The following is a 15,166-nucleotide window of genomic DNA, read 5'->3' as shown; positions in this document are numbered from 1 at the left end:
TTTTCTTTTAAGTTTTTCTTTGCGACTTCGCGACTTTGCGTGAGATTAAATATGAACTTATGTAACTTCATTAAATCAAACAAATCACAAAACTCGTTTTATCTTCATCTGTCTGGTAGCTCAAATAACCACCATGTGCTTCGATGATATTTTTAGAAAGCGTTAAACCAATTCCTGCACCGTCTTTTCTTGTAGTGAAAAAAGGCAAAAATACTTTGTCCTGAATCTCTTTATCGATTCCGTTTCCATTGTCTGCAATAACAATAAAAAAGCGGTTATTTTCGGTATAACTAGAGACAAACATTTTCTTTTCGTTTTTATCTTTCAAAGCATAAATACTATTGGTAATCAAGTTGATAATAACCTGCTCCATTTGGTTTTTATCGATTAGAATAGAACGCGAGCTATGAATTTCATTGACTACTTCGATCTTTTCTGTCTTCAAAATCGGACTCATAATGCGCAAACAATCATCAAACAACGCATTTATAGGTGTCATTTGTTTGGTTGGTGTTGGCAACATGGTCAATTTTCGGTAATTATCTACAAAAGTCTGCAAATGCTCTGTTCTATTTACAATTGTCGAAATACTGCTTTTGATGTCTTCAAAATCATCTTCTTCTAGAGTTTCCTGATCGATAATTTGAAGTAAATTCTGCGAAAGCGCACTAATTGGCGTTAAAGAATTCATTAATTCATGTGAAATAATTTTCATTAGATTAATCCACGCTTCTTTTTCTTTTTTCTCAATTACACGCTGAATACTGTCTAATAAAACAATGAAATACTCTTTATTATAGGTTTGGGTTCGCGAAGTCTGCAATACAAAAGTTTGCAAATCCTGCTCTTCTATTTTTATAGAAATAGCCGATTTTAATTCCGTGAAATTAGTCTGTTCAATTTCCTCACACAACGAAGGCAAATAGTTTTTAAGATATTTCCAATGACTTACTTTTGGAACTTTAAATAAGTTCGAGAAACAATCGTTCATTAAAAAGATGTTCCAATCGTCTCCATCCTTTTCTAAAATCAATGCCGATGTATCAATGTTGTTTAGTAGCGACTGATAAAGTAATTCCTTTGAGGTCTTATCTTGTTGTCGTTCTTTTAAAGTTTCGTACAACACATACAAACTCTTGAAATTGTCTTTCTTATTTTCTTCCGGAAAATTAGTCGTAAAATCATCTTTCAAAATCGAATTCAAGGTTCTATCGTAAAACTGCAATTGCTTTCTTAAATAAAAATACATTTCTACCAACATTATTATAACAAAAAGACCCACCAGAAATGCATTGTAATAAAATGTCTTAAAAATCAGTAAAGCACAAACCAGCAGGAGCAGCATACCGAATAAAACCCTTAAAAACATCGCATTATAAAATTTCGGATTTCTCATTATTAGTTGTTTTTAAGATCGTATTTTTCAATTCTTCTGTACAAAGCCGCTCTTGACAAGCCTAATTCTTCGGCAGTTTTACTGATATTTCCGTGATTTTTCAGCAATGTTTTTTCGATTGCCGTTTTCTCTAATTCAGATAACGGATTATCATCATTTTCCTGAATTTCTTCGAAATCAAGAATATCCAAATCGGTTAATGAAATTGTGTTGTTCTCTGCTAAAATCAGGGCGCGTTCAATTTTGTTTTCCATCTCGCGAACATTTCCTTTCCAGGGATAACGTTCTAAATATTGTGCTACATTGTCATCAAAATGCCAGTTCCCCTGATCGTATTTCTCTACTATCTGATCTAAAACAAAATGCGCCATCGGAACAATATCTTCTTTTCGATCGCGTAACGGAGGCAAATTTATTTCCATTGTATTAATGCGGTACAGCAAATCTTCTCGAAAAGTTTTATTTTTTACTTCGGTTTTGATATCACTATTGGTAGCGGCAATTACACGGACATTTAGCGGACGAGGTTTACTTTCTCCCAATCGTGTCAGCGTTTTGGTTTGTAAAACATGTAATAATTTTGCCTGAAGATGAAGCGGAATATTACCAATCTCATCGAGAAATATGGTACCGTTTTGTGCCGTTTCGAATCTGCCTGCGGTATCAGTTTTAGCATCGGTAAAAGCACCTTTTGCATATCCAAAAAGCTCGCTTTCGAATAAATTATCACTCAGAGAACCTAAATCTACATGTACAAAAGGTTCATTTTGTCTCGTCGAATTTTGATGAATAAATTCAGCAAATACATATTTACCAGTTCCATTTTCGCCCAAAATCAACACATTAGCAGCTGTTTTCGCTACTTTCTCTGCGATAGAATAGGCTTGTTTTATCTTTTGTGAATTACCCACAAAGTATTTTTTCTCTATAGTTTCGACAGGAACTTTTTTACTGTTTTTTCGGCTTTCCCCAACCGCTCTGTCAATTATTTCGAGTAGTTTTTCGTTGTTCCAAGGCTTCAGAACATAATCAAAAGCACCTGTTTTTATACCTTCGACAGCCGTTTCGATTTTTCCGTAAGCCGTCATCAAAATCACAATGGTGTTAGGCGAAAGCGTTTTGATTTCTTTGAGCCAATGAATTCCTTCGCGCCCATCTTCAAACCCAATTCTGTAATTCATATCCAATAAAACCACATTAATTTCATTTTCACTCAAAATGGAAATGATTTTCTTAGGATTATTTTCTGTGAAAATGTTTTCAAAATGTTTTTTGAGAATCATTTTTGCCGAAAAAAGAATTTCTTCCTGATCGTCAACAACTAAAATCTGGGCTTGTTTTTTTCTCATGTGGTCTTTTTTTGTACGATATCGAACGGTCAACTGTTCATTATCGAACACTCTTGTTTTGGGTCTGTTTTCAAATCCTCTTTAAAATCAATGCTTTATAAAAAATGAATTTTATGGCACAGTATTTACCTATTGATCAGTAAATTATTAAAGAAATGGACAAAGCAATTCCTCGTAAAAATAGAAAATTTAGATATCTCACAATAGCAATTGGAGTTTTTTTAGTATTGAGCACAATTCTCTTTTTTTCTTTCAATTCTAAAAGAAGTCTGAATGTAAAAGCAGATGAACTTTCGATTCAAAAAGTAGAAACAGACTTTTTTGAAGACTTCGTTGTCTTTCAGGCGAAAGTTGAACCGTTGAACGTAATGCTGGTAAATGTTACCGAAGGAGGATCTGTGAAAGAGATTTTTGTCGAAAATGGTGCAATGGTTACCAAAGGACAATCTTTGGCTCGTTTGTACAATCCTAATACAGAACTAAATTATCTAACACAGGAAACGGCTATCATTGAGCAAATCAATAATCTGAATACCGGAAAATTGAACATCAGAAATCAGGAGTTGAATATGACTAAAGATTATGTGTTAATCGAGCATGATTATAACGATGCTAAAAGATTATATGACATGAACTCTAAATTATTCGAGAAGGATGTAATTTCTAAAAATGACTGGAATACGTTTAAGGAAAGTCTTCGTTTTCAGGAGGAACGTAAAAAAACAATTCAGCAAAGCATTCAAAAAGAAAAACAATCGAATCAATTGCAGATTTCTCAAATCAACCGTTCGATTCAGACAATGGAAAAAAGTCTGGAGATTTTAAGAAACAACAAAAAGAACTTTTTGATTACTGCTCCGGAAAGCGGAAGATTGACTTCTTTTGAGCCGGTATTAGGAAAAACATTTCAGGCAGGAGCAAGTATTGGAAAAATCGATTCTAAAAAAGGATACAAACTAGCAGCAGAAGTTGATGAATTCTATTTAGAAAAAATTCGTGAAGGTTTGAAAGGTCAGGTTGAATTTAAAGGAAAAACGCTTGAAGTATTGGTTACCAAAGTAATTCCGGAAGTAAAAAGCGGGCGTTTTACGGTAGAATTGGCTTTTACTTCAAAAGAAGAAATCGTATTACAGGATGGTTTAAGCTTTGGTGTGAAACTGGTTTTATCTGAAAGAAATAAAATATTGGTACTTTCAAAAGGAGTATTCAATCAGGAAACAGGCGGAAAATGGATCTTTGTGGTAAAAGGAAATAAAGCCGAAAGAAGAAATATAAAATTAGGAAGAGAAAATCCATCATATTACGAAGTATTAGACGGATTAAAAGAAGGAGAATCTGTTATTACCTCTTCTTACACAGACTATAAAGACATTGAAGAATTATCAATTAATAATCCCCAGTAAAACAATCATCAATCAAAAAACGATAACAACACTAATTCTTAAAAATTATGATAACAATACAAAATTTAACCAAAGTATTTAGAACTGAAGAAGTAGAAACAGCTGCATTGAGCGGAATTTCATTAGAAATTAAAAAAGGAGATTTCCTTACCATTATGGGACCTTCTGGATGTGGAAAATCAACATTGCTGAATATTATTGGTCTTTTGGACAGTGGTTCTACGGGAAGCTATAAGTTATTAGATCAGGAAATGATCAATTTAAAAGAAAAAGGAAGAGCTCAGGTTCGTAAAGAAAACATTGGATTCATTTTTCAGAATTTTAACCTTATCGACGAACTTTCTGTTTATGATAATATCGAATTACCACTATTATACAACAACGTAAAAGCAGCGGACAGAAAACAAAAAATTGAAGCGATTGCGGAGAAATTGAATATTTCGCATCGTTTGAAACATTATCCACAACAACTTTCGGGTGGTCAGCAACAAAGGGTTGCCGTTGCAAGAGCTTTAGTAAACGATCCTAAGATTATCCTTGCCGATGAGCCAACCGGAAACCTGGACAGTAAAAACGGTAATGAGGTTATGGAACTTTTAACTGATCTGCATGCAAAAGGAGCTACGATCCTGATGGTTACCCACTCTGACTATGATGCTTCTTTTTCTCAAAAGACGATTCACATGAAAGACGGAATTATACTTTCTGAAAAATTAAATCAACGCAACGTTGATGTTTTTATGGACGCTAAATAATTACAAAATGATCAAATTTATAATTACTGCAATCTTGGCTCTGGTAGGGTTTGTTTGCAATATTATTGCTCTTTTTTAAAGTAAAATGAGCTTTAAAACCAAAAAATAACTAACCATAACTAAACTAATACGCCATGATTTCTAACTGGTTTAAAATATTTATTTATCACTTAAAACAAAGCAAACTCTTTTCATTCCTAAATATTTTAGGATTGAGCATTGGGATTGCCAGCGTAATTTTTGCGATCTTATATTGGAACAACGAAAACGCTTACGACCAATGGAATCCGAATAAAGAAAGGATTTATATGTCGCTTAACAAAATTGGCTCTACGGGCGATACCTGGGCATCTAATTCGATTCCGTTTGGAGAAACCTGTAAAGCAACAATTCCTGAGATTGAATCCATCTGCTTCTTTAATACGTGGTACGATGAGGATGTTATCAAATATCAGGACAAAAAAGTACTGGCTAAAAATATTATGGGAAGCGATGAAAATTTCTTTGATTTTTTTCCTTTCGAGATTTTAAAAGGTGCGAATAAAAATATTTTAAAAGAAAAAAATAGTGTTGCGATCTCGGAAGAACAGGCAAAATTGCTTTTTCAGAATGAAGATCCAATCGGAAAATCTATTTCATACAACAATGACCATTATACTATTAAGTCTGTTTATCGCATTATAAAACCTTCTTCTATACAACCGACTTATGTGTTCAGTAATGTAAAAAGAGAATTCGACTTAAACGCGTGGGGAAATTTTAATTATGGTTTACTGGTAAAAATTAAAAAAGATGCCAGCGCTGCTGTTGTTTTAAAGAAAATGCAAAATGTAAATTTTGTAAACAGAACGGTTAAGGATGCGAAAGAAAGCGGTATGACTGTAGAACAGCATATTAAAGAAAATGGACAAATCACGGTTATTCTCGATCAGTTAAAGACATCTCGTTTGCATGGTACCAAAAGTTCAGCCGGACGTAATTATCCTGAAGGTGTCGGCAACCTAAAGTTGTTGTATATCATGGGAGGTTTGTCTCTCCTAATTCTTGTTTTATCTGTCGTAAATTATAGCAATTTAGCAACAGCATCTGCCATAAAACGTGCTAAAGAAGTTGGGGTTCGCAAAATTGTTGGGGCTACAAAAAACCAAATTGTAACGCAATTTATCTTTGAAACGGCTATAATTGTAATTCTGGCTATTTTGTTTGCTCTTGCTATCGTAGAGTTTTCATTGCCGTATTACAGTAACTTTTTGAACAAAACATTGACAATGAATGGGGGTGAATTTTACCTGCAGCTTATAATGATTTTTGGATTAGTGATCATTTTTGCGGGTATTTTCCCTGCTGTTTACATTTCAAATTTTGAAACACTAAAAGTTTTAAAAGGAAATTTCTCGAGAAGCAAAAGCGGTATCTGGATTCGAAATTCGATGCTTATCTTTCAATTCGGAATTGCAGCTTTCTTTATTATTGGTGCTTTGATTGTAAATTCTCAGGTTGATTATATGATGAAGAAAGACCTTGGATTTAGTGGTGATCAGGTAATCTCAATTCCGTTTAACAAAGCAGATCGAAAAAAGAGAACAGAGCAATATACAGTTGCCAAACAAGAAATTAAAAAAATACCCGGCGTTCTGGATGTTTCCGCCTTTGCTGGTACGTTTGGCGGCAGCACAAGTTCTAGTTCAGGATTTAAACACAATGGCATATTTGTACAGCCCAGAAATGTTGAAATGGATTTTGGTTTTCTTGAAATGATGAAAATCAAAATAGTACAAGGACGTGATCTATCGACTGAATTTGCATCAGATACGGTAAGTAATATGTTGATGAATGAAACGCTCGTTAAAACATTAAACCTAAAAAACCCAATTAATACGATTATAACATCGGGCTGGGGCAATGAAAATGGTCCATTGAAATATAAAATTGTGGGAGTTGTAAAGGATTTTAATATCGTGGGATTGCATGAAAAAGTACCTCCAATGGTTTTTATCAATCTTAAAACATTAAAATGGAATAACTTTAATAATGTTCTTGTAAAAGTTTCGCCAAATAATTTAACCGAAACATTAGCCGGATTAAAAAAATACTGGGCAGCAAATGTCAATGCTGATTATCCTTTTGATTATGAATTTGTAAATAAAGGATTTGCGAGAACCTATGAAGAGCAGGTAAAACAAAAAAACTTATTCTTTATTCTGAATCTTGTTGTGATCATCATTGCGGTTTTTGGATTATTTGCTTTAGCATCATTTTCGATGGAAAGAAGACTAAAAGAAATTGCAATTAGAAAAACATTGGGTGCAGAGACAGATACTTTACTAAAAGAATTATCAAAACAATATATTATTTTTTGTGTCTTGGGATTTTTAATCGGTATTGTTCCTGCTTATATTTTATTACAGAAATGGCTAGAAGATTTTGCATTCCGAATTAATATTTCTGCTGTTCCTTTTGGCATTGCATTGGTTTCTCTTATAATACTAACCTTGATTATTGTTTTAGCAAAAGCCTATCAGGTAACTAAAATTGATATTCTAAAATATTTAAAATACGAATAAACTTGTAGACCATTTTTTTTAAAACCCGTCAGAACTATGATTTTGGCGGGTTTCTTTTTTTTGGAAAATCCAACTTTTTACTTCCTTCCTATTTAATTTAAAACCCTGAGCAACCTATTTTCTATAGAATCTGATCTTATAAAAAAGCCAATAGTATCATTTTGAATAATCTCTATATCGATAAATACGATTCAAAAAGCATCAGAATCCGAACTTAAACTGTTATCTTTGCAATCCGAAACGAGTTTAAATAAAGATAATACTTCAAAACAAGTTTCATCAATAAAACACTACAATAAAAATGAAATTAGATAGAAAAGAAATTCTTAAAGCTTTAGAGACTATCACTATAGCTGGCGAAGGAAAAAATATGGTTGAAAGTGGTGCTGTTGCCAATGTACTAACATTTGGTGATGAAGTAGTCGTAGATTTAGTTTTACACACGCCTGCAATGCACATTAAAAAAAGAGCTGAAGATGATATTAAAAAAACGATTCTTGAACTAGTATCAGCTGACGCAAAAATAAAAGTCAACATTAAAGTTGAAACTCCTGAAAAGAACGAAATAAAAGGTCGTGCTATTCCTGGAATTAAAAATATTATTGCAGTTGCATCCGGAAAAGGTGGAGTAGGAAAATCTACTGTTACCGCAAACCTTGCTGTAACACTTGCAAAAATGGGATTCTCTGTTGGTATTTTAGATGCCGATATCTACGGACCTTCTATGCCAATCATGTTTGATGTTGAAAATGAAAAACCAATTTCAATCACAGTTGACGGAAAATCTAAAATGAAACCTGTTGAAAGTTATGAAATCAAAATACTTTCAATCGGATTCTTTACTTCACCAAGTCAGGCTGTAATCTGGAGAGGTCCAATGGCTGGAAAAGCATTGAACCAAATGATTTTTGATGCAGATTGGGGAGAATTAGATTTTATGTTAATCGATTTACCTCCTGGAACTGGAGATATTCACCTTTCGATTATGCAATCATTACCAATCACCGGAGCTGTGATTGTGAGTACTCCACAAGCAGTTGCTTTGGCAGATGCTAAAAAAGGAGTTGCTATGTTCCTTCAGGATAATATCAATGTGCCTGTATTGGGAATCATTGAAAACATGGCGTACTTTACACCAGAGGAGCTACCTGAAAACAAATATTATATCTTTGGACAAGAAGGAGCAAAAAACCTTGCTCAAGATTTAAATGTTCCATTTTTAGGAGAAGTTCCAATTGTGCAATCTATTCGTGAAGCCGGAGATTATGGTCGTCCTGCTGCTTTGCAAACTGCTTCGGTTATAGAGACTGTATTTGAAGAAATTACCAGAAACGTTGTGCAGGAAACTGTAAACAGAAACGAAAGCTTACCGGCTACAGAAGCTATTAAAATTACAACTATGGCAGGTTGTTCAGCGGTAAAAAAATAATTAGATAATTGAGGCAATTAGATAATTAGAAAATGACTTAATTAGGTAATTTAACTTTCTAATTGACACATTCTCTAATTATCTAATTCTCATTGATACATTAAATATTATGACAACAGAAGAATTAACAAGCAACGTATTATTGGCTCTAGACGAAATCAGACCTTTTTTAAATTCTGACGGTGGAGACATTACGCTTATTTCAATAGATGATGACAAACATGTCAAAGTGCGTCTTGAAGGAGCATGCATTAGCTGCAGTGTAAATCAGATGACATTAAAAGCTGGTGTTGAAACCACTATTAAAAAATACGCACCTCAGATAGAAACTGTAGTAAATATCATGTAATGTGATAATATTTACTTAGATTTTCTTTCAAGCATGTTTTAACAAGAATATTAACCTGTATTGTGTTTTATTTCAGAATAATTCAAAAATCAATTAAAAATCGATTGCTTTTTGCGATTTTCACAAAAAATAATACAAAGATTTAAGAGATATAGTTGGGATATTGTTACATATTTAACTTAAATTTGCGACATAACCTCTAAAATCTTAAACTTATGAAGAATTTCTACGCTCTTATTTTATTATTTCTTGCCTTCGGCACCAGTTATGCACAAACAGGTGTAAAAACCTCAGTAGTAAACAAAGCGTATTATGGCGAATCAGAAGAATGGACTGACTATTCATATAAAGGAAAAATTGTTTTTTCAAGTAATTCTAATGAACCAGAAGGTCGATTACGAATAGGCAACTATGATTTTTTGTCTGATCTTTGCGAAGGAAAAGCTAAATTTGCTGATAAGGCTACCTATAGCACTGCTGAATTTTTAGGTCCAAGAAAAATGTCTGTAACAACAGATAAACAAGGAGTAGTAAATTCAACTTACGAAGGAAATTTAGTATTTCAGGGAGAGAGAGATTATTATTCTATTGTAGCAATAATAACATTATTAGAAAAAAATGGTAATCTTGTTGGTGTTAAAGTATATGCGAAAGATAATCCTGCAAGAGTATTTGCTTTTGGCGTAATACCAACCAGTTAATTTTAATTCAGGATTTTTTCACGTTATAAAATCCTACCAAAAAAATTCCAAATAAAAATGGATGTATTAATAAAGATTAAAGATCGAGAAGGAGTTATACACGAATTACAAGCTCCTACTGATATGGCGATGAACATAATGGAATTATGCAAAGCATATGAACTTCCTGTTGAAGGAACCTGCGGAGGAATGGCCATGTGTGCTTCTTGCCAGTGTTACGTTCTTAATGATGTTGCATTACCGGAAATGGGAGATGAAGAAGAAGCCATGCTTTCAGAAGCGTTTTATGTTAAATCAAATAGTCGTTTAGGCTGCCAGATCCCAATTACTACAGAGTTAGAAGGACTGGAACTTGAACTGGCTCCAGAATATTAAATCATAAAAAAAGCGTGAACAATTTAGTTCTCGCTTTTTTTATGTCTTGATTTAGCACTTATTCCTTTATATCCATTGGATCAAAAGGCTCGAAATCACGCTCAGAAAATGCTTCTGTCAAAATTCCGGAAGAACATAACCAGGTTATCGTTTCTTCAAGTGTTTTTCCTGCTTTGTAGATCATTTCACTATGTCGTGGTAAAATGTAGTATTCCTTTTTGAAATATATAATTTCATCTCCATCAAAAGTATCTCCAACTCTAACGGAGTCCAGAACCTCTTCTTTCGTTAGCACTTCTTTTCCTTCATCCCAAAACCAATATTCAGCGATACGGTTTTTCCATGCTGCAACGGTTAATATTATGGTTTCCGGCAAGTAAATTCGAACATAGGTACCACCTAAAATTCCGCTTCCAAAATTTAAAACATATTCTTTATAATCATCTTCAAGAATAATATTTAAGATTTTTTCGCAAGCCAGGATATCCTCTTCTTCTGCAAGAAATAAATCTGTTTTATGCGTTTGGTAATTCGGTATTACTTTATACTGATCGAAGTTCATCTCATATACTTTTTAGAGTAGCTAAATTATGGCTTTTTTAGACATAAAAAAACCGTAATTACAATACTGCAATTACGGTTTCTTCTTTATAACAATTATTTAAAACACTAATTAAACCAAACCTGCTGCAATTAAATATTCAGCGATTTGAATGGTGTTTGTAGCAGCTCCTTTTCTTAAGTTGTCTGCAACAATCCACATATTTAAGGTATTCTCGTGGCTTTCATCACGACGGATTCTTCCAACAAAAACATCATTTTTACCTTCTGCATACAATGGCATTGGATAAGTAAAGGTGTCTAAATTATCCTGTACTACTACTCCATCTGTATTGTGCAAAATTTCACGTACCTCATTAACATCAAAATCATTCGTAAATTCAACATTTACCGCTTCACTATGACCGCCAACAACCGGTACACGCACTGCTGTAGCTGTTACTCTGATGCTGTTATCACCAAGAATTTTTTGAGTTTCGCGAACTAACTTCATTTCTTCTTTAGTATATCCGTTATCCTCAAAACTATCGCATTGTGGAATCGCATTTCTGTGAATTGGATATTTATACGCCATTTCTCCCTGAACTCCGGCATATTCGTTTTCTAATTGTCGTACTGCTTTTACACCAGTTCCTGTAATAGATTGGTAAGTTGAAACGATAATTCTTCTGATGTTGTATTTTTTATGCAAAGGAGCCAATGCTAATACCATTTGAATAGTAGAGCAATTTGGGTTTGCAATAATTTTATCTTCACTTGTTAATGTATCTGCATTGATTTCCGGAACGATCAATTTTTTTGTCGGATCCATTCTCCATGCTGATGAATTATCAATAACAGTTGTTCCGGCTGCTGCAAATTTTGGTGCCCATTCTAATGATGTATCTCCTCCTGCAGAAAAAACTGCAATGTCAGCTTTTAAATCAACTGCCGTCTGTAAGCCTACAACCTTATATTTAACGCCTTTAAATTCAATTTCTTTTCCTACTGACTTCTCAGATGCAACAGGAATCAATTCTGTAACAGGAAAATTTCTTTCTGCCAAAACTTTAAGCATTATCTCGCCAACCATTCCAGTGGCACCTACAACCGCTATTCTCATTTTTATATTTTTAAATAATCAATAATCAAATTAACAGCACAAAAATAAGTATAATAAATGTCTCGGCAAGATGATTCACAAAAAATAACAAAATGTTACAAAATAAACATTTCGTAAAAAAACCGCCTGTTTAAAAGGCGGTTAAGTTAGACTTAGTGTAGCGGTAGTACATTTTTATTTATTTTTTAATAAATCTCTAATTTGAATAAGTAATTCTTCCTGAGTTGGTCCTGCCGGCGGCGGCGGTGCAACATCTTTCTTTTTAAGATTATTAATTCCTTTTATGATCAAAAACAAAACAAAAGCAACAATTATAAAGTTAATTACTGCAGACAAAAACAATCCGTACTTGACACCTCCAAAAGCTGTTAGTTCCTCGATTGTAGATAAATGTGCTGCATCCAAAGCAGGTTTTAATAGCAATGGCGTAATGACATTTTCAATTAATGAGCTTACAATTTTACCAAAAGCAGCTCCAATGATAACACCGACAGCCAAATCGACTACGTTGCCTTTCATTGCAAATTCCTTAAATTCTGAAAATATTCCCATAAGTGTCGTTTTTAGATTTATTTAATATCGAAAATAAGCAATTTTATTTAAAATTCTGTAAACCTACCTAAAAAACACGCGTTTTACTCTTTGCGAAATACTCGTTAAAATCTCATACGGAATAGTTTTCAAGGCATTAGCAATCTCTGTTACCGTTGGATTTTCTCCAAAAATAATAACAGAATCACCTTCTTTACAATCGATGTCACTTACATTCACCATAAGCATATCCATGCAAACGCTTCCAACGATTTTGGCTTTCTGATTTTTAATCATAACAAAACCAACCTCATTTCCCCACAATCTCGAAATTCCATCGGCATAACCTATCGGAATGGTTGCGATTCTGGTTTCTTTCGTAGCCATAAAACGTCTTCCGTATCCTACGCTGTCTCCTGCAGGAATAGTACGAACCTGCGAAATAATGGATTTTAAGGTTCCTACATTTTCTAAATACTTTTGCTCAGCTGGATCGTTTGAAACACCATATAAACCAATTCCTAATCGAACCATATTGAATTGCGCCGAAGGAAAATTACTAATTCCGGAAGTATTTAGCGTGTGTCGGATCGGGTTTACGTTCAGCTCTTCCATTAATTTTGATGACAATTCATCGAATAAATTGATCTGAGAAATCACAAAATCATAATGATTCATATCGTCACTTGTTGCCAAATGTGATAAAATACTCTGAATCCGAACAGTTTCGTTTCCTTTAAGTGTTTCGATTAATTCATCGATTGTATTTCGCTCAAAGCCCAAGCGATGCATTCCGGTGTCGAGTTTGATATGAATGGGATAGTCTTTCAATCCTTTTTCGCGTGCAATTTTTAGAAACGCATTCAATCCTTTTATACTATAAATTTCAGGTTCTAACTGATATTGAATAATCGATGGAAAACTGGTCGATTCCGGATTCAAAACCATAATCGGAAGTTTTATTCCACCATTTCTAAGAGAGATTCCTTCATCGGCGAAAGCCACACCTAAATAATCTACTTTATGATGTTCCAGTAATTTGGCAATTTCCAAACCGCCGTTTCCGTACCCAAAAGCCTTCACCATTACCATGATTTTAACGTCAGTCGCTAATTTCGCTTTAAAGAAATTTAAGTTGTGACTAATCGAATTGAGATTTATCTCTAATACAGTTTCATGTGTTTTCTCTTCCAGCAAAGAAACAATTTCCTCAAACTGAAAAGAACGTGCTCCTTTTATTAAAATGGTTTCATTTGCAAAATCTAAATTTTCGAAATGATCAATAAAAGCTGCTGTATCCTTAAACATGGTACTGTTGGAGAACTTGGCTGCAAAAGAAGAAATGGTAGCACCAATACCAATTAAACGGTTAATTTTATTGTCGGCTATTAGCTGTGCTACTTTGGTATATAATTCTTCATTGGAGAATCCGCTCTGAAAAATATCAGATAAAATAACGGTCTTCGAAGCATTTTTTTTCTGACTTTCTAAAAAATCCAGTGCAATTTTAAGTGACTGAAAATCGGAACTGTAACTATCATCGATAATACTGCAATTATTGATTCCGTTTTTTACTTCCAAACGCATGTGAACGGGATACAACATTTGCATGCGACTTTGAATCGATGCAAAATCATATTTAAGGTAAAGCAAAACTAAGAGACAGGAAATCGCATTCTCTACCGATGCTGAATCCTGAAACGGAATTTCGAACTCGAAAACTTCATTCTCGTATTGGTATTTAATATACGTTTTATCGTTTTTGCTTTCTTTTTTAAGAATAAACAGATCAGCTGAATTATCGGTAAAACTCCATGAAAACAGTGTTTTGTCTGATAATTGATTCTCTTTTAGAAACTCTTTTAAACAAGCATCTACTAATTCATTTTTTTGATAAATTATAATGCCTGCACTTTTAAAAAGCAATAATTTTTCATTGATTTTTTGTTCCAGGTTTTTAAATCCTTCATCATGTGCCGATCCTATATTGGTTAAAACGCCAATAGTTGGTTTTACAATTTTTTCGAGCTTAATCATTTCATTAACAGTCGAGATTCCGGCTTCGAAAATTCCTAGATTATGCTTTTCGTTTATCGCAATAACAGATAAAGGAACACCAACTTGTGAGTTATAACTTTTAGGACTTCTGATAATATTATAATCGGGGCTTAGTAAAAAATTGAGCCATTCTTTGACGATCGTTTTACCATTGCTTCCGGTTACTCCAATAATTGGAAAATGAAACAGATTGCGATAGTAACCTGCAAATTCCTGTAATGCTTTCAGGGTATCAGCAACAACTAAAAAGTTTGCTTTCCCTTTGCAATTTTCGGGAATATACTGAACGACAAAATTTTGAACTCCATTTTGTATAAGCTCCGCTATATAAGTATGAGCATCATTATTGATTCCTTTCAGTGCAAAAAACAAGGTTTGCGATCCGTTTTGCAGGGAACGGCTGTCGATCGAAATATGATCAACAAAAACATCTGTTTCTGGACCAATCCATTTGGCATCAAGTACCGAAATCAGGCTTTTTAGATTTATGCTCATTATAAAATTCTTTTGTTCAAATTTAAAACATTACAAATAGAAAATAGTTGTGATTTTCTTAAAAAATATACGTTGCGGCAAAGCTGTATTCTAATTTT

The 15,166-nt window shown here is 33.6% G+C and carries 13 protein-coding genes; 7 read left to right on the top strand and 6 right to left on the bottom strand.

The genetic code is table 11. From position 1 onward, the window contains the following. Positions 1-70 precede the first annotated feature (70 nt). Positions 71-1,396: a sensor histidine kinase gene (locus B0A66_RS08355; RefSeq protein WP_089049401.1), complete on the bottom strand. Its 1,326-nt coding sequence runs from the start codon at positions 1,394-1,396 to the stop codon at positions 71-73. A gap of 2 nt (positions 1,397-1,398) precedes the next feature. After that, positions 1,399-2,745: a sigma-54-dependent transcriptional regulator gene (locus B0A66_RS08350; protein ID WP_089049564.1), complete on the bottom strand. Its 1,347-nt coding sequence runs from the start codon at positions 2,743-2,745 to the stop codon at positions 1,399-1,401. A gap of 155 nt (positions 2,746-2,900) precedes the next feature. Between B0A66_RS08350 and B0A66_RS08345 the strand changes: the two genes are divergently transcribed. The 7 genes from B0A66_RS08345 (at position 2,901) to B0A66_RS08315 (ending at position 10,321) form a co-directional block, all read left to right on the top strand. Then, a complete protein-coding gene (locus tag B0A66_RS08345) occupies positions 2,901-4,148 on the top strand; it encodes an efflux RND transporter periplasmic adaptor subunit (RefSeq protein ID WP_089049400.1) in 1,248 nt (415 codons plus the stop codon). 47 nt (positions 4,149-4,195) lie between these two features. Then, a complete protein-coding gene (locus B0A66_RS08340) occupies positions 4,196-4,903 on the top strand; it encodes an ABC transporter ATP-binding protein (RefSeq protein WP_089049399.1) in 708 nt (235 codons plus the stop codon). Positions 4,904-5,037: 134 nt separating this feature from the next. Continuing rightward, complete coding sequence (locus B0A66_RS08335) at positions 5,038-7,467, top strand: ABC transporter permease (protein WP_089049398.1); 2,430 nt, start codon at positions 5,038-5,040, stop codon at positions 7,465-7,467. 301 nt (positions 7,468-7,768) lie between these two features. Next, positions 7,769-8,896, top strand: coding sequence for an Mrp/NBP35 family ATP-binding protein (locus tag B0A66_RS08330; RefSeq protein ID WP_089049397.1), 1,128 nt, complete (start codon positions 7,769-7,771; stop codon positions 8,894-8,896). A 109-nt stretch (positions 8,897-9,005) separates the two neighbouring features. Next, on the top strand, positions 9,006-9,245 hold the full coding sequence (locus B0A66_RS08325; RefSeq protein ID WP_026982674.1) for a NifU family protein: 240 nt from the start codon (positions 9,006-9,008) through the stop codon (positions 9,243-9,245). Positions 9,246-9,460: 215 nt separating this feature from the next. Next, positions 9,461-9,946: a hypothetical protein gene (locus B0A66_RS08320; protein WP_089049396.1), complete on the top strand. Its 486-nt coding sequence runs from the start codon at positions 9,461-9,463 to the stop codon at positions 9,944-9,946. A gap of 57 nt (positions 9,947-10,003) precedes the next feature. Next, positions 10,004-10,321: a 2Fe-2S iron-sulfur cluster-binding family protein gene (locus tag B0A66_RS08315; RefSeq protein ID WP_026982672.1), complete on the top strand. Its 318-nt coding sequence runs from the start codon at positions 10,004-10,006 to the stop codon at positions 10,319-10,321. 58 nt (positions 10,322-10,379) lie between these two features. Here B0A66_RS08315 and B0A66_RS08310 read toward each other — a convergent pair whose 3' ends face one another. From B0A66_RS08310 to B0A66_RS08295, 4 genes are all read right to left on the bottom strand, one after another. Further along, on the bottom strand, positions 10,380-10,883 hold the full coding sequence (locus B0A66_RS08310) for an SMI1/KNR4 family protein (RefSeq protein ID WP_089049395.1): 504 nt from the start codon (positions 10,881-10,883) through the stop codon (positions 10,380-10,382). A gap of 111 nt (positions 10,884-10,994) precedes the next feature. Further along, positions 10,995-11,984 carry an aspartate-semialdehyde dehydrogenase gene (locus tag B0A66_RS08305; RefSeq protein WP_089049394.1) on the bottom strand — a complete coding sequence of 330 codons (990 nt, stop codon included), beginning with the start codon at positions 11,982-11,984 and terminating at the stop codon, positions 10,995-10,997. 174 nt (positions 11,985-12,158) lie between these two features. Further along, on the bottom strand, positions 12,159-12,536 hold the full coding sequence (mscL, locus tag B0A66_RS08300) for a large conductance mechanosensitive channel protein MscL (protein WP_089049393.1): 378 nt from the start codon (positions 12,534-12,536) through the stop codon (positions 12,159-12,161). Positions 12,537-12,599: 63 nt separating this feature from the next. Beyond that, positions 12,600-15,068 (bottom strand): bifunctional UDP-N-acetylmuramoyl-tripeptide:D-alanyl-D-alanine ligase/alanine racemase, encoded by a 2,469-nt coding sequence (locus B0A66_RS08295; RefSeq protein ID WP_089049392.1) that lies wholly within the window; start codon positions 15,066-15,068, stop codon positions 12,600-12,602. Between the last annotated feature and the right edge of the window lie 98 nt (positions 15,069-15,166).

This window comes from Flavobacterium hercynium (assembly GCF_002217285.1).
Lineage (GTDB): Bacteria > Bacteroidota > Bacteroidia > Flavobacteriales > Flavobacteriaceae > Flavobacterium > Flavobacterium hercynium.
Note: the sequence above shows the minus strand (reverse complement) of the source record. Positions and strands in the feature narration are given on the sequence as shown.